21 protein-coding genes and 1 other annotated feature are annotated in these 20,385 nt (G+C 36.6%); of the genes, 4 read left to right on the top strand and 17 right to left on the bottom strand.

The annotated features are described in order from the left end of the window. Window positions 1–30 precede the first annotated feature (30 nt). Together nadC and nadB are read right to left on the bottom strand one after the other, a co-directional pair. A complete protein-coding gene (nadC, locus tag AC22L0_RS14590; RefSeq protein WP_087967280.1) occupies window positions 31–864 on the bottom strand; it encodes a carboxylating nicotinate-nucleotide diphosphorylase in 834 nt (277 codons plus the stop codon). A 19-nt stretch (window positions 865–883) separates the two neighbouring features. After that, window positions 884–2,413, bottom strand: coding sequence for an L-aspartate oxidase (gene nadB, locus AC22L0_RS14585; protein WP_087967278.1), 1,530 nt, complete (start codon window positions 2,411–2,413; stop codon window positions 884–886). Window positions 2,414–2,565: 152 nt separating this feature from the next. Between nadB and AC22L0_RS14580 the strand changes: the two genes are divergently transcribed. The 4 genes from AC22L0_RS14580 to AC22L0_RS14565 all read left to right on the top strand — a co-directional run bounded on the left by AC22L0_RS14580 (window position 2,566) and on the right by AC22L0_RS14565 (window position 5,597). Continuing rightward, window positions 2,566–3,708 (top strand): IscS subfamily cysteine desulfurase, encoded by a 1,143-nt coding sequence (locus AC22L0_RS14580; protein ID WP_000973761.1) that lies wholly within the window; start codon window positions 2,566–2,568, stop codon window positions 3,706–3,708. Next, window positions 3,708–4,250: a transcription repressor NadR gene (locus AC22L0_RS14575; protein WP_000812240.1), complete on the top strand. Its 543-nt coding sequence runs from the start codon at window positions 3,708–3,710 to the stop codon at window positions 4,248–4,250. Before AC22L0_RS14580 ends, AC22L0_RS14575 begins: the two co-directional genes overlap by 1 nt. A gap of 79 nt (window positions 4,251–4,329) precedes the next feature. Further along, complete coding sequence (locus tag AC22L0_RS14570) at window positions 4,330–4,977, top strand: MOSC domain-containing protein (protein ID WP_087967276.1); 648 nt, start codon at window positions 4,330–4,332, stop codon at window positions 4,975–4,977. A 149-nt stretch (window positions 4,978–5,126) separates the two neighbouring features. Continuing rightward, a complete protein-coding gene (locus AC22L0_RS14565; protein ID WP_000796370.1) occupies window positions 5,127–5,597 on the top strand; it encodes a hypothetical protein in 471 nt (156 codons plus the stop codon). Between the two features lie 175 nt (window positions 5,598–5,772). On the opposite strand, the gene pheA is transcribed toward AC22L0_RS14565, so the two are convergent. The 15 genes from pheA to minD all read right to left on the bottom strand — a co-directional run bounded on the left by pheA (window position 5,773) and on the right by minD (window position 20,384). Then, window positions 5,773–6,624 (bottom strand): prephenate dehydratase, encoded by an 852-nt coding sequence (gene pheA / locus AC22L0_RS14560; RefSeq protein ID WP_000621701.1) that lies wholly within the window; start codon window positions 6,622–6,624, stop codon window positions 5,773–5,775. Between the two features lie 96 nt (window positions 6,625–6,720). Beyond that, on the bottom strand, window positions 6,721–8,634 hold the full coding sequence (locus tag AC22L0_RS14555; RefSeq protein WP_487272299.1) for an ABC transporter permease: 1,914 nt from the start codon (window positions 8,632–8,634) through the stop codon (window positions 6,721–6,723). A 49-nt stretch (window positions 8,635–8,683) separates the two neighbouring features. Next, entirely contained in the window at window positions 8,684–10,606 is a 1,923-nt protein-coding gene (locus tag AC22L0_RS14550; protein WP_065703128.1) for an ABC transporter permease, read from the bottom strand. Further along, on the bottom strand, window positions 10,581–11,357 hold the full coding sequence (locus AC22L0_RS14545) for an ABC transporter ATP-binding protein (protein ID WP_000114529.1): 777 nt from the start codon (window positions 11,355–11,357) through the stop codon (window positions 10,581–10,583). Before AC22L0_RS14545 ends, AC22L0_RS14550 begins: the two co-directional genes overlap by 26 nt. Window positions 11,358–11,450: 93 nt before the next feature. Beyond that, window positions 11,451–12,533: a HAMP domain-containing histidine kinase gene (locus AC22L0_RS14540; RefSeq protein ID WP_000865398.1), complete on the bottom strand. Its 1,083-nt coding sequence runs from the start codon at window positions 12,531–12,533 to the stop codon at window positions 11,451–11,453. Beyond that, window positions 12,523–13,230, bottom strand: coding sequence for a response regulator transcription factor (locus AC22L0_RS14535; protein WP_001986640.1), 708 nt, complete (start codon window positions 13,228–13,230; stop codon window positions 12,523–12,525). Before AC22L0_RS14535 ends, AC22L0_RS14540 begins: the two co-directional genes overlap by 11 nt. A 141-nt stretch (window positions 13,231–13,371) precedes the next feature. Next, window positions 13,372–14,658 carry a GTPase ObgE gene (gene obgE, locus AC22L0_RS14530; protein ID WP_000497128.1) on the bottom strand — a complete coding sequence of 429 codons (1,287 nt, stop codon included), beginning with the start codon at window positions 14,656–14,658 and terminating at the stop codon, window positions 13,372–13,374. Then, window positions 14,658–15,206, bottom strand: a complete 549-nt coding sequence (locus tag AC22L0_RS14525) for a sporulation initiation phosphotransferase B (RefSeq protein ID WP_001003584.1) — start codon at window positions 15,204–15,206, stop codon at window positions 14,658–14,660. Before AC22L0_RS14525 ends, obgE begins: the two co-directional genes overlap by 1 nt. A gap of 63 nt (window positions 15,207–15,269) precedes the next feature. Further along, the gene (gene rpmA / locus AC22L0_RS14520) at window positions 15,270–15,560 is read right to left on the bottom strand and encodes a 50S ribosomal protein L27 (protein WP_000944958.1); all 291 of its coding nucleotides are present in this window, start codon (window positions 15,558–15,560) and stop codon (window positions 15,270–15,272) included. A gap of 3 nt (window positions 15,561–15,563) precedes the next feature. After that, entirely contained in the window at window positions 15,564–15,908 is a 345-nt protein-coding gene (locus AC22L0_RS14515; RefSeq protein WP_002001054.1) for a ribosomal-processing cysteine protease Prp, read from the bottom strand. 11 nt (window positions 15,909–15,919) lie between these two features. Beyond that, complete coding sequence (gene rplU, locus AC22L0_RS14510) at window positions 15,920–16,228, bottom strand: 50S ribosomal protein L21 (protein ID WP_000270907.1); 309 nt, start codon at window positions 16,226–16,228, stop codon at window positions 15,920–15,922. A 14-nt stretch (window positions 16,229–16,242) separates the two neighbouring features. Further along, window positions 16,243–16,320: a sequence feature (ribosomal protein L21 leader region), on the bottom strand. A 77-nt stretch (window positions 16,321–16,397) separates the two neighbouring features. After that, window positions 16,398–17,786 carry an Rne/Rng family ribonuclease gene (locus AC22L0_RS14505; RefSeq protein ID WP_087967274.1) on the bottom strand — a complete coding sequence of 463 codons (1,389 nt, stop codon included), beginning with the start codon at window positions 17,784–17,786 and terminating at the stop codon, window positions 16,398–16,400. A gap of 67 nt (window positions 17,787–17,853) precedes the next feature. Then, window positions 17,854–18,714, bottom strand: coding sequence for a stage IV sporulation intramembrane metalloprotease SpoIVFB (spoIVFB, locus tag AC22L0_RS14500; RefSeq protein ID WP_000599055.1), 861 nt, complete (start codon window positions 18,712–18,714; stop codon window positions 17,854–17,856). Then, a complete protein-coding gene (gene spoIVFA, locus AC22L0_RS14495) occupies window positions 18,707–19,453 on the bottom strand; it encodes a stage IV sporulation protein SpoIVFA (protein WP_000797471.1) in 747 nt (248 codons plus the stop codon). The genes spoIVFB and spoIVFA overlap by 8 nt, the downstream gene beginning before the upstream one ends. A 133-nt stretch (window positions 19,454–19,586) precedes the next feature. Then, window positions 19,587–20,384: a septum site-determining protein MinD gene (minD, locus tag AC22L0_RS14490; protein WP_000503309.1), complete on the bottom strand. Its 798-nt coding sequence runs from the start codon at window positions 20,382–20,384 to the stop codon at window positions 19,587–19,589. Window position 20,385: the final 1 nt, after the last annotated feature.

Here is a 20,385-nt window from a genome sequence, read left to right as displayed (position 1 = left end):
ATACGTTTCTCCCCCTCTAAGCCACTTTCCTTACTCTTCAATATTGAAACTAATATCAAGTGCTTTCACTGAATGTGTTAACGCTCCAAGTGAAATATAATCTACCCCTGTTTTTCCGTATTTTGATAAATCTTCAATTGTGATGCCCCCTGAAGCTTCTGTAACGATAGCGCTTGGTACAATTTTTGAAAACTCCCGGATTTCATCTGGCGTACGATTATCGAACATAATAATATCCGCACCAGCAGCAACAGCCTCTCTCACTTGTTCCTCAGTTTCTGTTTCTACTTCTACTTTCACCATATGTCCTAACTTTTCTTTCACTGATGTAACAGCTTTTGTAATAGAACCAGCAAAAGCAATATGATTGTCTTTAATCATGACACCATCATATAAACCGAAGCGATGATTAAATCCACCGCCGCACACGATTGCATACTTATCAAACATACGTAGTCCTGGCATCGTTTTTCGCGTATCACAAATGCGAGTATGACTGCTATCTAAAGCAAGAACCGCTTTACGCGTCATCGTCGCTATTCCGCTCATACGCTGAATAACATTTAATATAACGCGCTCTGCTGTTAATAACGATGCAATTGGACCTTGCACTGTTGCAATGATTTCGCCTTTTTCTACAAGATCCCCATCTTTTTTATGAAGCTCTACTTCAATTCTCTCATCAATTAATTTAAATCCTGATTCAATTACTAAACGTCCTGCAAAGACCCCTGTATCCTTCGCAAGAAACGTTCCTTTCGAAAGCAAGTTATCTGGAAAAATAAGCTGAGATGTTACATCTCTTTCCCCTATATCTTCTAAAAAAAATCGATTTAATGCTTCTTTAACTTTTATCGTGTTCATAAAGCCTCTCTTCCCCTCATCACACAAGTTGTCGTTTTCTCTTTACTCGAACAATCTCTTTCTTTCCTATATTTCTATCTGGATAATCACTCCGGTAATGCCCGCCAATACTTTCTTCTCTTTGCAAGGCTGATACAACTATAAGCTCACAAACCGTTAACATATTAATAAGCGTTATCTCTTCATTCGTAAGAACATCATGTTGTAATATCATATTTCGAACACCATACTTACTAAGCCATCTCTTCGCATAAGATAAACTTTGCTCTGTTCGCACAATCCCAACATATTTCATCATGCATTTTTGTATTTCTTCTTTCGTCGGTAAATGATTCAGAACGATAAACTTTGCTTCCTTTTCGGCTAGCATGTTCACCTTTTCTTTTGTCTCTCTAGATAAAATGTGTCGTCCGATTCTTTTTCCAAACACAAGACCTTCTAATAATGAATTACTCGCTAATCTATTTGCACCATGAACCCCGTTACAAGCTACTTCACCGACTGCGTATAAGTTCGGAATAGACGTCTCTCCATCACAGTTCGTTTTCACGCCGCCCATGTGAAAATGAGTACCGGGCACGATTGGAATAAGTTTTTTATTTATATCGACTCCATTTGTTTTACATATCGATGACACGGTCGGAAAGCGTTGTTCAAAGTTTTGAATCATTTCGATGTTTAAGTACACTTTTTCACCCGCAAGTAGCTGTTCATGAATAGCCCGTGCGACTACATCACGAGGTGCTAAATCCTGTTCGGAATGTATATCCATCATAAAACGCTGCCCTTTTCCATTTATAAGGACAGCTCCTTCTCCGCGAACAGCTTCGGACACGAGGCCGGAACAACACCCACCCGCGTATAACATCGTCGGATGAAATTGTATAAACTCTAAATCTACAAGCTCTCCGCCTGCACGGTACACCATTGCAAGTCCATCGCCTGTAATCGTCTCATCATTAGAAGTAAAGGTGTATAAACCGCCAATACCGCCTGAAGCTAACACCGTATAATCTGCATTGTAACGTTTCAATTCTCCTTTATTGTTGCGAGTTAAAGCCCCAACACATTTATCTTTTTCTATAATAAAATCGAGCACCATTTCCTGTTCCACTACCGTAACGTATGGAGCTACTTCTTGAATAAGATGCTCTAATAAATTCTTTCCTGTTGCATCGCCACCTGCATGTAAAATACGACGTTTTCGATGGGCTCCTTCTTTTCCAAGATGAGGACCTGTTTCATCTCCATCAAATTTCATTCCTCTTTCAATAAGGTTATTAATTTCTTTCGGTCCTTCCTCGACTAAATAACGGACCACTTCTTCATTGTTATAATGACACCCTGCTACTAATGTATCTTCAAAATGATCATTGGGATTGTCATATGTAGCTACCGCTGCGGCAATTCCACCTTGAGCTAAATGTGTATTATTATTACGTTTCGTCTCCTTTGTGATAATAATCACATTCTTTTCGTGACAAATCTCTTTTGCAACACGAAGTGCCGCAACACCACTTCCAATAATTAAGACATCTGCACTTGGCATAATTGTTGCCTCCTACTTTACACTTTTCAACTGTCTTGACACCTATATTTACATAGTTTTAAAATAATGACAAGAGTTTTTTTATAATTCTTATTTTCACTACCATTTAAAAAGTAAAAGAACTGTAACTCTTACTAGAGAGAGGAACTTACATGATGATATATCTTGACTATGCAGCTACTACACCTATGAGCGAGGAGGCGTTACAAACATATATGAAAGCAGCGTCGCAATACTTCGGAAATGAACAAAGTTTACATGATATTGGAGGAACAGCTGCTTCTTTATTACAAGTTTGCCGAAAAACATTTGCGGAAATGATTGGAGGAAAAGAACAAGGAGTATTTTTCACAAGTGGCGGATCGGAATCAAACTATCTTGCGATCCAATCACTTCTAAATCCCCGAACTAAGAAGCATATTATTACGACACCTATGGAACATGCATCCATTCGAAGTTATTTTCAATCTCTAAAATCAAAAGGCTATACGATCACTGAAATTCCTGTTGATAAAAATGGACTCATTTGTTTAGTAGATTTAGAGGCAGCTATTACAGAAGATACTGTGCTAGCAAGTATACAGCATGGAAACTCTGAAATCGGAACCGTTCAAAACATTACAGAAATCGGGGCACTTTTAAAAAAATATAATGTTTTATTTCATACGGATTGTGTGCAAACGTTTGGTAAACTGCCTATCCATGTTTTTGAGATGGGGATTGATAGTCTTTCTGTTTCAGCACATAAAATATACGGACCAAAAGGTGTCGGCGCTTGCTACATAAATCCGCAATCTCGCTGGGAGCAAGTATTTCCAGGAACTTCTCACGAAAAAGGATTTCGCCCAGGCACAGTAAATGTTCCCGGCATCGCATCTTTTTTAACAGCTGCTGAAAATATATTAAAAACCCAATGGGAAGAAAGTTTACGTTTTAAAGAGTTACGATCCTACTTTTTAGAGCAAATACAAACACTTCCGCTAGAAATTGAAGTAGAAGGTCATTCTACTTCTTGTTTACCACATATTGTTGGGGTTACAATAAAAGGAATAGAAGGTCAATATACTATGCTAGAATGTAATCGCCATGGTATCGCCATTTCCACCGGAAGTGCTTGCCAAGTCGGTAAACAAGAACCTTCGAAAACTATGCTTGCAATTGGAAAAACGTATGAAGAGGCCAAACAATATGTCCGCTTCTCTTTCGGACAACAAACAACGAAAGATCAAATTGATACTACTATTCATGCACTACACACAATTGGAAATCAATTTTATAGAGGTGTTAAATCATAATGAAACAAAATGACCAAAAAAAGATTTTAGGTGAAGAAAGACGACAGCTTATCCTTCAGTGGCTTCTCGCTGCAAATGAGCCGTTATCTGGGAATGAACTATCGAAGAAGACAAACGTAAGTAGACAAGTTATCGTGCAAGATATTTCCTTGCTTAAAGCACGAAACGAACCAATTATTGCGACTGCCCAAGGCTATTTATATTTAAAGCCACAAGAGAAACAACAAGCTTTTGAACGCGTAATCGTATGCCAGCACAAACCAGCAGAAGTACGTCAAGAACTTACAATGCTTGTTGACCACGGCGTTACGATTAAAGACGTAAAAGTTGAGCATCCTGTATACGGTGACCTAACAGCATCCATTATGGTAAGCAATCGCTTTGATGTAGAGCAATATTTACAAAAAATCGAAAACACAAATGCTTCCTATCTATCGCAACTAACAGACGGTATTCACTTACATACAATTGAAGCAGATTCTAAAGAGAAGTTAGATGCTGCTTGTGAGGCGTTAGATAAAGCAGGATTTCTTGTTTATTAATGTAAGGCACAGAGTTTTTATCATTCTCTGTGCTTTTTTAATGCTATAATATTGTAATCAATCGTAAAGGAGATCAAATATGGGAATTGAACTCGTTCACTTTAGTACTGGTAAACCGAAACAAATGAAATATGGCGAAGATAAAGAAATGATAACAGGTATATGTAAAGATCCTACAGAAGAGGCCTTTCTCTCAAAAGACGGATTTCGTGGTGATGACGTAGCGGATTTAAAACATCACGGCGGTCCTGATCGAGCTGTTTGTGTATACCCACACGAGCATTACGCACTATGGGAAGAGGAATTTCAAACTACGCTACCAGCTTCCACATTTGGCGAAAACATTACCGTAACAAATATGTTAGAGCGTGATGTTTGCATCGGAGATACATATCAACTAGGTGGAGCAATCATTCAAGTGACACAAGCTCGCGTTCCTTGTAGCACTATTTCAAAACGCCTCGGCATCCCTGGCATACTGCCACGCATTGTAGCAACTGGATTTACAGGCTACCTATGCCGCGTTCTTCAAGAAGGTACTGTACGTAAAGATTCTAAAATTACATTACTAAAACGTCAACCGAGCAATGTTTCTGTTTTGTTCTCTAACGAAATTTATTTTCATAATAGAAAAGATAAAGATGGCATTGAAAAAATTCTTGCTGTTCCAGAACTAGCTGATATTTGGCGTGGTCAGTTAGAAGATCGTCTTGCGAAGTTAAAATAAAGAATCACACCAGGTAAAACAGTATTGAGTCCATCATACCAGATGGACTCTTTTTATTTTCTCTTCCTTCACGTCCAAACATATAAAAATATATTTCATATTATATATGGACAACCTTTAATTCTTATATGTGAAGGGAGTGATTAATTATGGCGGATTACTTCTTAAAAAATGGAAAAAAATATTATAAGAAAAATGATCGCCCATGTAATTCTTCAAATTCAGATTCAAATAACTGTTTTATACAGAACTATACTATTTTCGGTACGGGAAATACCCCTCAAGATCTTGATATAACAACTGGAATTCCTCGAACTGTATTTGAAAACTTCACTAAAAATCATAATAAGACACTTATTAAATTTAGTTTCAGTCCTGCATTTGCAACAACGATTAGATTAACAATCGCAAGATTAAACCATCGCTCTCCACTTACATTTACCTTAACACCAGGAGATATTAAAACATTTTTAGTAGAAGATGTTGAGAGTATTACTTTCTCAGATACTGTAGCTCCATCTACACTCAATCTATTAATACAACAAACGAATTGTATTTGCTGCAGTAATTCGAACAATGATGAATCCTATTATTATAATAGTTGTAATGATGCGTACTAAAAACCCGACAAAAGAGTTATCTATTCCTAACAGAAGCCGTCCTAAATATCTTTTAGGACGGCTTCTTTATTTTGCTAGCTTAATTAATCACTTACTTCAATAGAATTGATAGCTTACTCTGCCTCAAACCGAGAAACAGCTTTTCATTTCAAACAACTTTAACAACAGCTCCCCTCTACAACCAATAAGAAGAATAACTCCCCAGCACAGTAACAGAAAAACCGAGTGCTTCAAGTTCCATCGTTACGCCTGGCAATAATACGTCATCGTATGCTTTATCAACATCGATTAAGAAAAAGTAATTTCCAAGACCTGTTTTCATCGGACGCGATTCGATTTTTGATAAGTTTAATTTTCTCCATGCGAAAGCTGATAACACTTGATATAGGGCACCTGCATAATCTGCAGGTAACGTTATCATAAGCGTCGTTTTCTCTCCGCGATTCTCTCCGTTATTCGGGAGTACTGCTTTCTTTTTCTTATGGAGTACCAAGAAACGTGTGTGATTATTTTTATGCGTATGAATACTACGTCTCACAATTGTTAATCCGTATTTTTCTGCAGCCGCTTCATTTGCAATAGCGGCAATTTTCTCTTCAGGATGTTCTTTCACATATTGCGCAGCAGCACTTGTAGATGTCATATCTCGAACAGTTACTCCTTTTAATTCTTCATTTAAAAATTTATGGCACTGTGCAATGGCATGCGGATGAGAATGCACTGCATATACTTCATCCCATACTTCTGCATACTGCGGATGTACAAGTAAATGCTGCTGAATTGGTACTGTAATTTCTCCTACAATGGAAAGCGGCTGCTCATGTACAAGGTAATCAACCGTTATATTCACTGAACCTTCTATTGCATTTTCTAACGGTACAACTGCGAAGTCTACATTTTCATTTGCAGCTGCATCTATACAATCTGGAATCGTTCGATATGGTACATGCTCTGCTTCCGGAAAAAAACGACTCACCGCCATATTTGTAAATGTTGCTTCTGGTCCTAAATATCCTACTCGAATCATCGTCTTTTCCCCTCTTTTTCGTTTTCTTACTGTTATACCATACTTTTTTATATTCTTCTATGTAAATTTCGAATATTAAAAAAAGACTAGCGTTCGCTAGTCTAAATGTTTCTTATATTCTCTTTGAGCGAAGAAGAAATAAATGATACATGCTGCGATATAAAACAGAATGAACAAACCTACTTTTCTTAATGATCCATCCATAAAAAGCGTATTATGAAACGTATATAACGCAACTGCACTATGCATACTCCCTACTATAATTGGCGCAAAAAATAGCATACATAATTGCCAACGAGAAATTTTCCATACTTCTTCCTTCGTCATTCCAAGTTTAGAGAGTGCACCATACTGCTTTCGGTCCGATGCAATATTATGGAACCATTTAAAATAAACGATACTACATGAAGTAAGAAAGAATAATATACTAATAAATGAGCCTACAAATAGAGTAATATCGCCGCCTTCTTTCATATTTACATACAACTCCATATTGCTTCGAAATGCATTATTATTATCTTGTTTCATATGTTTCCGTAAATCTTCATTTAATTTCTTCGTCTTTTCGATATTTGGTAATGTGTAGCCTCTATATATCATTTTTTCAGAATCAGGAACCTGATTTGCTATACTATCAAAATCTTCATCATTCATAACGAAGAACAGACCATTAATGTACGAAGGGTGATGGTTAAATTGAACCCCTTCTTTCTGACCGTTAAATACGAATTGATATGGTTGATTCATTACTTGCAATTCAATCTCTTTTTGATTATATACATTCGAATTATTGTATTTATTATAATAAACAAGTGTCACTGTACCTTTTTTAGGACGATACGTTTTCTGTTTTTGTTTCCTTGCTTCTTGGTTATATTCACTTTCTTTTATAAGCGGTACTATTGTTGTTTCTCCTTTACTAGACTGAAAGGATGCATACACTCCAACAAAACTCATATATTGAAAATCGTCATACCCATATTGATGCAGTAATTTTTCAACCGCACCTTCCTCAAAGACTTCATGAGTAGAAATACCTTTTTCTATGTACGAAAACGAGTGTACCCCTCCAGTTCGCCACATATCTTGCATGCTAGAAAAATATAAGAACACCGTACCTGTTGCTGTAACTACAAACGTCGTTGCCATAGACATCAGAAAGAAAAAGCGACCATTTTCCTTCATTCGATGTGACAATTGATTCAATATAAATAAATAAGGATATGTATACATAATCTTTTTATTTCTCTTTATTATTTCTAACACTTGGGTAGCTCCATGTGTAAAAGAAAAGTACGTTCCAAAAAAGACAAGTATAGACACAGGGAAAAAGTATATCGCTATCGTAGCCATCGTCACTTGTAGCGCCAATGCATACCCGCCCACTAAACAAGCAAAACCGAATAAACAGAGCCACTTTGATGTTTTCTTCTCTTTTTTATCTGTTCGAAATTCTTTCAATAACCGAATGATTTTTATATTCCATATACGTAAAGCACTTATAAAAGATAACAAAATAAAAACGACCATATATGTAATAAATGTTACACCAATCGCCCTTACGTCAAATATGACAGGGAGTTCTTTCGGAAGCCCCAGTAACATACTAAATACCATAAAAAAGAGCTTTAAAAATATCATACCAAGCCCAATACCGAAAATATTCGCGAAGACCCCGATTAAAATTTGCTCGGTCATAATCACTCCTATTACGTTAGACTTCGTTGCTCCCATTAACATATATAACCCTAATTCTTTCTTACGTGCTTCTATGAAAATAGAAGTAGAGTACAAAATAAATATGACGAAAAAAGAAATGATTATAACATTACATATGATAAGTCCCCAGCGTACGTTTTGATACCACATCGTCTCTTGCATATATGGATGCACAATGACAGACATATATGCGTAAGAAGCAAATATTGCAAAACAACTACTTAAGAAAAACACTTTATAATTACGCCAATTTCCTTTTATATTTTGCAGCGCTAGTTGCCGAATGTTCATCTATCGTCCTCCTGTAACTTACTACATAGGCAAAAAGCTAGAGGTTCCCCTAGCTTTTTACGTGTTTTAAATATCCTCTTTGCGCGATCATAAAGTAAATGGCAGAAGCTAAAATGTATGCTCCAATTACAAGCGCACCTGATTTCCACAAATTAATATAAAGCATTTTTCCTAACGTATGAAGAGCAAATCCACTATGAATGGAACCGATTAAAATTGGGATAAAGAAGATAACTCCCATTTGTCGAATCGCAATTTTGCGAATTTCTTTATCTGTCATACCAATTCTCTTTAACGATTTAAATTGAATACGATCTTGTTCTTTATCGTTAAACCATTTAAAGTATGTCATACTACAAGCGAAGAAGAAGAACAGTACCGCTACGAAGAAACCGATGAACATTGTAATTGCTCCACCTTCTCTTATATCCTTATACGCAAACACTGAATTTCTCAATTCCCCTTGCTTTTCTGGTACAATTTCATTTTTCAAATCTAATACAAGATTTTCTGTACTTTTCCAATCCTCAATATAATAACCGTAATATTTCGTCTTTTCTTCATCTGGTACGAGTTTTGCATATTTCTCAAAATCTTGTTCATTTACAATGAGATATTCACTATCATTAAAAACAGAATACTGCGTTGGATTATTTAATTGAACAGACTGCTTTTGTCCGTCAATTATAAATTCATACGGTTTCGTACGATCTATCTTCATCAGCTCATTTGACATATCAACCATAACCATCGTTGCACTACCTGGTGCATTATGAACTTCTGTAGGTTGCTCTCTCTTTTGTTTGCGCACTTCTGCATTATATTCTTTTTCTGAAATAATCGTCATCGGTACTTCATGTTCACTATTAAACAACGTTATTTTCTGTGTTGCCGGTAGTTTAACGTATGTTACTTTTCGCGCATCTTCAAACCCGTGTCTCTTCACAAGCTCCTGTACCTTTTCTTCATTAATAAGGTTATGCGTATTTAACCCCTTTTCCTCATATGAAATAGCATGTGGTGTAAGTTCTACCGTTTTCGCACTCATATTTTCAAAATATACGTACAGTGTACCCACCGCTGAAGATACTACCGCCGTAATGATAGAAATTACAAATAGAAAACGAGCATTATCTTTCATTTTATAAATAAGGTTGCTAAGGACGAACATATTTGGGTACGTATAAAAAGATTGCTTTCTTTTTTGTAATGCTTTTAATACAACTGTACTACCTTGTGTAAATAGTAAATACGTTCCGCCAATTGTCAGTCCTACCACCGGTAAAAAGAGGATGAGGAAATTCAGAAACGTTACTTGGAAGCTAAGTACATATGCAACAATAATACATCCTATACCAACTACACATAACCATGTAAATGCAAACGGCTCTACTTTTTGCTTTCTTGCCTCTCTTAATAAATCAATAATTTGCAAGCGTCCTACTGTCCAAACACTAAACAATGATAGGATTAAAAATAGAATAAAGTATACACCAGCTGTAATAAGAACTGCTTTACTATTCCAAACAAGTGGAAGTGTCTTATCTATTTTTAATAATACGCTTAACGCTTGGAAAAATAATTTTGAACAAAGCATCCCAACCCCAATACCAACTACAATTGCAATACTACCTAACATCAGTTGCTCTAATATAATCATTCGGCCGAGCTGCGATTTCGTTCCGCCTATTAATGTTAGTAGACCAAACTCTTTTTTTCTTGCTCGTAAAAACGTTGAATTTGCATATAAAATAAAGAGTGCCGAGAAGATGACCACAATATAATTCATCGATTCTAATCCTTTTGTGATCATCTTTCTCATACTAATATTACCGCTTACGACATCTGGATGATAAATAAAAGAAGCATACATGAAAAATACGACAATCGATAAACAACTACTTATAAGAAACGCTTTATAGTTACGCCAATTTCCTTTTACGTTATTAAGCGCGAGCTGGCGAAAGTTCATGATATTCTCCTCCTAGCATCGCAAGTACGTCCAGGATTTCTTGGAAAAAGGCTTGTTTCGTTCTTCCTTTATGTATTTCCGAGAAAATTTCTCCATCGCGTATGAAAAGGATACGTTCACAATAACTAGCCGCTACTGGATCGTGCGTAACCATTGCAATCGTTACTTTCTTTTGCTCGTGTAAATCTTGCAGAGCGCCCATTAGCGATTTTGCTGACTTCGAGTCTAAGTTTCCAGTTGGCTCATCTGCTAAAATTAACGTCGGTTCATGAATGATTGCTCTCGCTGCTGCTGCACGTTGTTGTTGTCCCCCAGATACTTCGTATACTTTTTTATTTAAAATTTCTTCGATGTTTAAAAACTTCGCAATTTCTAGTACTTTCGCATCGATTTCATTTACAGATTTCTTCGCCATTACAAGTGGTAAAATAATGTTTTCTTTAATGGATAACGTATCAAGTAAATTAAAATCTTGGAAGATGAACCCTAAATGTGTACGGCGAAACTCCGCTAATTTTGCAGCACGCATTTGATTAATTTCTTCACCATTTACAAGCACATGACCTGAAGTTTGCTTATCAATTGTTGCTAATAAATTTAAAAGCGTCGTTTTCCCACTTCCTGAAGGACCCATAATCCCTACAAATTCGCCTTCTTCTATTTTAAAATTTATATCGTTTAAAGCAGTCGTCGCTACTGAACCTTTTGATTGGTACACCTTCGTTAATCCTTTTACTTCAAGAACACTCATTTCTAATCCCCCTACGTGTTTTCTTCTTACATTTACTATAAGAAAAATAAGAAAAAGAAACGAGTGATTTCCCTTACAAAACGTTTTGTTATCTTACAGTTTTGTCATTTTTCTCATCAATGTATGATATTCTTCATCTTTTGCAAATTGGAACGTGAATGTTGTCCCTTCTCCTTCAGCCGATTGGACATACATTCCATGATGTAAATTATCGCAAATTTCCTTCGTAATATATAAGCCCATCCCAGTCGCTTCTCTCGTTTTACGTCCATTTATTCCCGTAAAAAATGGATCAAATATGCGCTTTACGTCTTGCTCTGGAATACCAATTCCATTGTCCTTAATATGTAATAACACCTTTTGATTTTTCTCTTCAATTTGAAATTGAATTTCTTTTTTCTCTGCCGCTGAAATTTTTGTATACTTGATTGCGTTTACAACAATTTGACCTATAGCAATACTCAGCCATTTTCTATCAGATGCAACCATACAAGTATCTTCTTCAAACATCACTTTCGGAAATACAGACGATTGAATAAAGGATTTCCGATTTTCATTAATAATACCTCGCACGACATCTATAACATTTACTACTTCTATCTTATAATCTTTCGCAAACTGCTCTAGTCTTGCCATATGTAACGCTAAATCTAAACCATTTAGTATACGGTTATTTTCTTCACGAATACTTTCAACTGTTGCTCTTGCCTCACGATGCTCTTTGCCAAACTTTTGCAGCAATAATTCAATAACAGATACTGGTGTTTTCATTTGGTGAATCCATTGGTTCATAAATATCATTTGCTGTTGCTCTTTCGCATGCTGTTTATGAACTTCATTCATATATTGCTGTCTTAATAACGTAAAAGATTCAACGACCATTTCTTGCTCTGATGTATAAGATTCATCAATAAGTAAAGAGTCATGTAATGTATTTCCATCAGTAACATACTTTTCGATCCTCTTTAAAAACACACTCCGTTTTCGGTAATCGTAAATGAGGTATACAGTAAACACAACTGTTCCTAATAAAAGTCCATATAACCACGTACTCCAATCAATGGATTTCTTTTCTAAAAGACTTTGCAGCTGTAAAACGAGCCCAAATAAACAAAGGCTAACAATATAAGAAAGAATTAAAGAAAAGCGGTCCATAAGGTAATTTTTAACCTTCATGCCCTTCGCCCCACTCCGTAAAAAGCGCATAACCATATCCACGTTTCGTTACAATTGCATTTTTAATGCCTAACTCCTCTAGTTTCTTCCTTACACGTTTTACATTTACGGTTAATGTATTATCATCCACAAATGCTACTTCATCCCATAGAGCTTCTAACAGTTCTTCGCGCGTTACATATTGATTCACCTGTTTCATTAAACACTCTAATAAGTAAAACTCATTTTTTGTCAGTTCAGTTTGTTGTCCTTGCCACTCAACAATATGCTGAGACGGGAATAACAACAGTCCATTTACACCTAAACAATCACTCTCAGCAGCAGAAGCATACTCTCCGTAACCACGGCGAAGTGCACTCTTCACCTTTGCCATTACGATATCTAAATGGAATGGCTTCGTAATATAATCATCGCCGCCATTTTCAATCGCCATTACTTGATCCATTTCTCCTGTTCTTGCAGAAACAAAAATAATTGGTGCATTCGATACAGTACGAATTTGACGACACCAATAAAAACCGTCAAAGTACGGTAAATTAATATCAAGTAACACGAGATGAGGATTCACTTTTACAAACTCATCTTTTATTTGACGTAAATCACTTGCTCTAAATGATTGATAGCCATACCTTTCTAAATGCTCTTCTAATATTCCCGCGATTTTCTCATCATCTTCTACAATTAATATTTTATACATGTTCGTTTTCTCCCCATAAAAAAATTCTTCTAAAACCACTCCCCTTTTTATTATAAATTGAAAATTTAATTAGTGGGGATTTTTTCCTATATAAATCCAATTTTTACGATATAAAAAAAAGACTGCCGTATTTCGGCAGTCTTAATCGATAAATTCAAATTCATATTCAAGAATTTTTACAATATCTCCGTCTTTTGCACCACGTGCACGAAGCGCTTCATCAATACCCATTCCGCGCATTTGACGAGCGAAACGACGTACAGATTCATCACGTGAGAAGTCTGTCATCTTGAATGTTTTCTCGATATCGTAACCAGAGATAACAAACGTGCCATCACTTTCACGTGTAATTTCAAATTTAACACCTTCAGTATCAAATTTGTACATTACACTTGTATCAGACTCATCCGCAACTTCATGTATTGGGAATTCTGGTGTTGTTTCTATTAAGTTCGCTACTTCAAACAGTAAGTCACGAACACCTTGTCTTGTTACAGCTGAGATTGGGAAGATTTTTACTTCGTCTCCCACTTTCTCTTTAAATGCTTGTAAGTTTTCTTCTGCATCTGGCATATCCATTTTGTTTGCAACAACAACTTGTGGACGCTCAGTTAAGCGAAGATTGTATTCTTTTAATTCATTATTAATCGTTACGTAATCTTCATATGGATCACGGCCTTCTAAACCAGACATATCAATAACATGCACGATTACACGTGTACGCTCAATATGACGTAAGAATTGGTGTCCAAGTCCGACGCCAGCATGTGCGCCTTCAATTAGTCCTGGAAGGTCAGCCATAACGAAGCTGCGGTTATCACCCGTTTCAACAACACCAAGGTTCGGAACGATTGTCGTGAAGTGATACTCTGCAATTTTCGGACGCGCTGATGATACAACAGATAATAATGTAGATTTACCTACACTTGGGAATCCAACAAGTCCAACGTCTGCTAGTACTTTAAGTTCTAGAATAACATCACGCTCTTGACCTGGTTCCCCGTTCTCAGCGATTTCTGGCGCTGGGTTCGTAGCTGTTGCGAAACGTGAGTTACCACGGCCACCGCGGCCACCTTTTGCAATTACAGCAGTTTGTCCATGCGTTACTAAATCGGCAAGAATTTGACCAGTTTTTTCATCTTTTACTACTGTTCCTGGCGGAACCTTTACAAGTAAATCTTCAGACTTACGTCCGTGCTGACCTTTACTCATTCCGTGCTGACCGCGATCAGCTTTGAAATGACGTTGGTAGCGGAAGTCCATTAATGTACGTAAGCCTTCCTCAACTACGAAAACAACATCTGCACCTTTACCACCGTCGCCACCTGCTGGGCCACCTTTTGGTACATACTTCTCACGACGATACGCAACCATACCATTACCACCGTCGCCGCCTTTTACATATATCTTGACCTGATCTACAAACATTATTTCACCACACTTTTTTCAATTGGTTGTAATATAACTGAGACTTCTTCGTCTCGTACTGTATAAGAAATGGAATACCATTTATTGTTTTGGGTCGCAAGCCAATTCTGTAGTTCTTCTACACTCGTTAGCTTACCACGAAAATCAAAAAAGAAACGAGCATTATCCGCGTCACATTCAATTGTGATACAAACATAATTTTCAACATATACGTCTAAACTATGCTGAAGCATCGAGAAAAATTGATTCGTCCATGTACATACAGTCTCATCTAAGTGAGATAAGTTATGTAATTTCCCTAATACTTCGTACTCCAATAAGCACGGCTGCTGTTTCCAATTATATGTTAAAATCCATTCTGAAAATAAAGGCATTGATAGCCCCATCAGATTGGATTCTTGTCTCGCTTCTTGGACAAAACGATCGATGAGACTATGAATTTCTTCCACTTTTCCAAGGGAAAGGTTTCCTTTCACCATCTGCATACGATTGAGCCAATCATGTCTTGAATGGCGCAATGCATCTATAATTGTCCATTTTTCATTCATTTAGATACCCCTTAATATAGAAAAACTCTAACCTGCACTCAGGTTAGAGTTTTCCGTGAGTTCTTATGCTTCTTGAGCAACAGGATATACGCTCACTTGTTTGCGGTCACGACCAAGACGCTCAAAGCGTACTACGCCGTCAACTTTCGCGTATAAAGTGTCATCGCCACCACGACCAACGTTAACACCTGGATAAATTTTTGTACCGCGTTGACGGTAAAGAATTGAACCACCTGTAACCGTTTGACCATCTGCGCGTTTAGCACCAAGACGTTTTGACTGAGAGTCACGACCGTTCTTTGTACTACCTACACCTTTCTTAGATGCGAAAAACTGAAGATCTAATCTTAACATACGTTACACCTCCTGCACTTTTTCTATTAAACGGATATACTTTCCGTAATCAAGTTCGATCGTCTTAAGCGAAACAACTAATCCTTCTAAAAGCGTTTGTGCTTTTTCTGCGGTATGAACGTCTAAATCATTAGGCAATTCATACGTTAAGAATCCGCCATCACTTCCGAGTTCAATAGTTGCTTGCACATTACAAAGTTCTTCCACTGCATTTATAGAACCAAACACAACCGCTGTAGTTCCAGCACAGACAAGGTCTTGTCCATGTGGCGCATAATCGGCATGTCCAGTCATTTTAAATGATTGGATACTTCCTAATTTCGTGCGACTTATCGTAATTTTAATCATGTTAACCAGAATTAAGCGTTGATAGCTTCAACAACTAGCTTAGTGTAAGGTTGACGATGACCTTGTTTCTTACGATTGTTCTTTTTCGCTTTGTATTTGAAAACGATAATTTTCTTAGCGCGACCTTGTTTTTCAACTTTCGCAGTAACTGTTGCACCTTCTACAACTGGGCTACCAACTTTAACGTTTTCGCCACCAACGAAAAGAACTTTGTCAAAAGTAACAGTTTCACCAGCTTCAACATCTAATTTTTCAATGTAGATTGCTTGACCAGCTTCAACTTTAATTTGTTTTCCACCTGTTTCGATAATTGCGTACATACTTGCACCTCCTCTTAATTACTAAGACTCGCCAAAAACGAGGTAGACATAAATGCCTTTAGGGAACCTGTCTTGTGCGGTTGTAGCATATAGCCGTTTAGGTGCTATAAACTATAACATAAAGATGTTATCATGAATCATAGACGGTTGTCAATAAATGTTCTGCTAACTATTTTTTCCGCTCTACAATTTCTTTTTTACTTCCAAAACGAACGATAGCATACTTTTCGATATTATCATCTTTGAAATAAATTTCAAATGGAATATTTTTTTGTAATTCTTTTTGCAAAAACTGTTTTTGCAGTTCTTTAGGCGCAGCGATTAATACCGCTTCATCTTCTATATTGCCATATGTGATCAGTTCTCTCTCTAACTCATACGCAATTGTTTCATGCGACATCACATAACCCGTCGCTTTGCAAGGTACACACTCTTTTAATAATACGTCCCGTAAAGAATGCTTTTTACGTTTACGTGTCATTTCCAAAATCCCTAGCTCCGTAAAGCCGAGCACCCTTGTATATGTGCGGTCATCTTGCATAGCAGCTATGAGACATTCTCTTACATTTTCTTTATCTTCTCTTTTTTTCATATTAATAAAATCAATTAATATCATACCACCAATATCACGAAGTCTTAATTGGCGTGCAATTTCTTCAGCTGCCATCTCATTTGTGCGAAGTACTGTATCTTGTAAATTTTGTTTTCCCGTAAACTTGCCCGTATTCACATCAATTACAGTCATCGTCTCCATTTGTTCTACAATTAAATAAGCCCCATTTGAAAGCCACACAATTTTTTGGAGTGCTTTCTCAATTTCACGCTCTATTCCAAAATGGTTAAACATCGAAGACTTTTCATTATAAAAAGATACTTTTTCTTTTCCAACTTTGTCTTCTAATTCTTTTACTATACTTCTTGTATCTACAACTACTTTTTCAATGGTTTCAATTGGATTCTCTTGAAATACACGATCTAAAAAGGTCGCCGGTCGATGAAGTAATAACGGCGCCTTTCCTTGGCCCTCTTTTCTTTTTAACTCTTCATACAACTGTTGTAACCCTTGCATTTCAGCTTGTATTTCTTCAATTGCTCCTTTTTCAGAAGCAGAGCGGAAAATGTATCCCCCCGTTCCCTCTATTTCAATTTGGAGTAACTGTTGTCTTCTTTTATTATTTTTTATTTTTCGAGAAACAGCGCGCATCTCATCAAACGGCATATAAACGACATATTTCCCGGTAAATTCTATATTCGCTGTCAATTTAGGCCCTTTCGTATCAATTGCCTCTTTCACAACTTGTACGAGTATCGCTTGCCCTTCATGTATACGATAAGAAGATGGTACATCATCGTATGAAAGGTAAGCATGTTTTTCTAAACCGATGTTTACAAAAGCTGCATTCATTCCAGCAATTGTTCTTACGACACGTCCAACATAAATATGCCCAACAATCTCTTGCTCTTCATTACGTTTCCATAAAAACTCAACAATTTTTTTCTTCTCTTCAATTGCAACGCGCTTTTCCGAACCAGCGTAATTCACATATAACGTTTTCAAAATTATTTCCTCACTTTATAATCTTCTTTGCTTTTACAATAATAAAAGGTTAGTGCTATCGTCAACACTAACCGATTAATTCTTCAACTGATGAAGTTGTTCGTTTTTCAGTAAAATATGCATAGAGCAATTCATTTTCATCCAATGTGTAATGCTCTTTATATTTTCCACGGACGATAATAGAATGCTTATATCCTCTACGAAATTTTGTGAAGATCGTATATAAACGATCTTCCGTTTGCACTTCAATAGGTGCAATCTTTTCGATTCCTCTTTTGTTTCCATAATAACGTTCTAATAAAAAACGCATAAATGCATACCGTCTTTGTTTCCACTCTTGATATAATGACACTGCTAAAAATATGAGTAGTATCCACATCATAATATTGTTACTATTCCAGAGTAACTGCCATCCTAATATTACACCAAAAAAAACACATGACAATTGCATCATCTTTTCATGTGCTTGTAAATAAGGGAAACGATATGATAATACATTAAACAATACTTTCCCGCCATCTAACGGCCAAATAGGGAGTAAATTAAATGCTAAAATAATTATATTATTCCACATAAAGAAATAATATAAATCTGTATTCAGCCAACCGACTTCGAACAACATATAACCTACCAGCATCATCCAAACATGTTGAATCGGTCCTGCAATTACGACAACAAGTTCCTCTTTCAATGACTTATTACCATGTTCCTCAAGCTCGGCCACGCCACCAAACGGCAAAAGTTGAATTCTTTTTATACGCCAATTATAGTGTGCTGCTGCAAAAGCATGCCCAAGTTCATGAATAAGAACAATACAAAATAACAGTAGTAACTCTTTAAAACGCGCAGTAAAAATACCAATGACAATAATAACCCAAAATAATGGATGCACGGAAATTTTCGTTAAAACGTCCCTATATTTAATCAAATGATATCACCTGGATCGGATCAATAAATTTTTCATTCTTTTTTATCGCGAAATAAAACTTTCCATTTTTATCATTTGTATCATTACTCACCGTTCCAATTTTTTGTTTCTTTGAAACGTAATCATATAATTTCACTGACATATCGTTTAAGTTTGCATACCATGACTCCGTACCATCTGCATGTTGAATTTGAACTGTATTTCCAAGTTCCTCTTTCTTGCCTGCAAAAACAACTAACCCTTCATTTACTGACTCCACTTTTGCATTTGTAGCTGTTTGGACAAATACACCTTGGCCATTTTTTTGAAACCCTTGCATTACCTTTCCAGAAGCAGGAATTGCATAATCCTTTTGCTGAATACTTCCTTCTTTTTTCTCGTTCGGCGAATAGAATACGAGCGGTTTTCCAAATTGCTTTTCATACCATTTCGCTACAGTAGCAAACTGAAATTCCTCTTTCATCACTTTTTCTGTAACAGCTTTAGCTCCATTGAATGAAGAAGGAGCATTCTTATATAAAATAGCAACCGAAAGAACTAATATTGCTGATAATAAAACTTTGAAGAAAAAGACTTCCTTTCGAAATAAAGGATGCATTTCCTTTTCTCCATCTTCAATAAATACCGCTTCACTATCGAAATTCCCTCCGTTAAAATACTGCTCTTCCTCCATCCTTTCTTGCTCGGCCTTCCTTTTTGCAATCCGCTTTTTAATTTCTTCTACGCGTCTATTCTTCATACTGTCTCCTTTCTTTCGTTAAGCTAATTTCATTAGAAACAGTTGTATACAGTTTGTACATATGTATGAGCTAAGAAAGAAAGATATTCGTGTGAAGAAAAAAGAAAGCACCTCGCATATGTGCGAAGTGCTCTTAACGGATTCCAAAGAAGTTTTTCACCTTTGCAAATACCGATACCTTTTCTTGTTCAAATGCTTGTAATGGTACATTCTCACCTAACAAGCGTCTTGCAATATTACGATAAGCCAACGCTGCTTTTCCGCTTGGTTGCAACGCCACAGGTTCACCTGTATTTGTAGCTCGAATAACTTCATCGTCATCTTCGACAACACCAAGAAGCTCGATTGACAATGTACGTACAATTTCATCAACATCTAACATATCCTGTTCATGAAGCATATGACTACGTACACGGTTAATAACAAGTTTCGGTGGTTCAATATCCTCTTTTTCTAAAAGCCCAATAATACGATCCGCATCGCGCATTGAGGATACTTCTGGAGTCGTAACAACGATTGCTTTATCCGCACCAGCTACCGCATTTTTAAATCCCTGCTCAATCCCCGCAGGACAATCGATTAATATGTAATCATAATCTTGACGTAATACTTGTATTAATTCATCCATTTGTTCAGGTGTTACCGCTGATTTATCACTCGTTTGTGCTGCAGGTAATAAATAAAGATCATCAAAACGTTTGTCTTTAATAAGAGCCTGAGGTAAACGGCAACGCCCTTCAACGACATCAACAAGATCAAATACAATACGATTTTCCAGCCCCATTACTACGTCTAAATTTCGAAGACCGATATCTGTGTCAATTAAGCACACTTTCTTTCCAGATAACGCTAGGGCCGTACCAATGTTCGCAGATGTAGTAGTTTTACCTACTCCGCCTTTTCCAGATGTAATTACTATTGCCTCTCCCACA

Source organism: Bacillus sp. LQ01 (assembly GCF_057624735.1).
This window is presented reverse-complemented; position numbering and strand designations above follow the sequence as displayed.

Bases quoted from the DNA above. Each gene is read 5' to 3' on its own strand.
- nadC (WP_087967280.1), bottom strand. From the start codon at position 864: ATGAACACGATAAAAGTTAAAGAAGCATTAAATCGATTTTTTTTAGAA.
- nadB (WP_087967278.1), bottom strand. From the start codon at position 2,413: ATGCCAAGTGCAGATGTCTTAATTATTGGAAGTGGTGTTGCGGCACTT.
- AC22L0_RS14580 (WP_000973761.1), top strand. From the start codon at position 2,566: ATGATGATATATCTTGACTATGCAGCTACTACACCTATGAGCGAGGAG.
- AC22L0_RS14575 (WP_000812240.1), top strand. From the start codon at position 3,708: ATGAAACAAAATGACCAAAAAAAGATTTTAGGTGAAGAAAGACGACAG.
- AC22L0_RS14570 (WP_087967276.1), top strand. From the start codon at position 4,330: ATGGGAATTGAACTCGTTCACTTTAGTACTGGTAAACCGAAACAAATG.
- AC22L0_RS14565 (WP_000796370.1), top strand. From the start codon at position 5,127: ATGGCGGATTACTTCTTAAAAAATGGAAAAAAATATTATAAGAAAAAT.
- pheA (WP_000621701.1), bottom strand. From the start codon at position 6,624: ATGATTCGAGTAGGATATTTAGGACCAGAAGCAACATTTACAAATATG.
- AC22L0_RS14555 (WP_487272299.1), bottom strand. From the start codon at position 8,634: ATGAACATTCGGCAACTAGCGCTGCAAAATATAAAAGGAAATTGGCGT.
- AC22L0_RS14550 (WP_065703128.1), bottom strand. From the start codon at position 10,606: ATGAACTTTCGCCAGCTCGCGCTTAATAACGTAAAAGGAAATTGGCGT.
- AC22L0_RS14545 (WP_000114529.1), bottom strand. From the start codon at position 11,357: ATGAGTGTTCTTGAAGTAAAAGGATTAACGAAGGTGTACCAATCAAAA.
- AC22L0_RS14540 (WP_000865398.1), bottom strand. From the start codon at position 12,533: ATGAAGGTTAAAAATTACCTTATGGACCGCTTTTCTTTAATTCTTTCT.
- AC22L0_RS14535 (WP_001986640.1), bottom strand. From the start codon at position 13,230: ATGTATAAAATATTAATTGTAGAAGATGATGAGAAAATCGCGGGAATA.
- obgE (WP_000497128.1), bottom strand. From the start codon at position 14,658: ATGTTTGTAGATCAGGTCAAGATATATGTAAAAGGCGGCGACGGTGGT.
- AC22L0_RS14525 (WP_001003584.1), bottom strand. From the start codon at position 15,206: ATGAATGAAAAATGGACAATTATAGATGCATTGCGCCATTCAAGACAT.
- rpmA (WP_000944958.1), bottom strand. From the start codon at position 15,560: ATGTTAAGATTAGATCTTCAGTTTTTCGCATCTAAGAAAGGTGTAGGT.
- AC22L0_RS14515 (WP_002001054.1), bottom strand. From the start codon at position 15,908: ATGATTAAAATTACGATAAGTCGCACGAAATTAGGAAGTATCCAATCA.
- rplU (WP_000270907.1), bottom strand. From the start codon at position 16,228: ATGTACGCAATTATCGAAACAGGTGGAAAACAAATTAAAGTTGAAGCT.
- spoIVFA (WP_000797471.1), bottom strand. From the start codon at position 19,453: ATGAAGAATAGACGCGTAGAAGAAATTAAAAAGCGGATTGCAAAAAGG.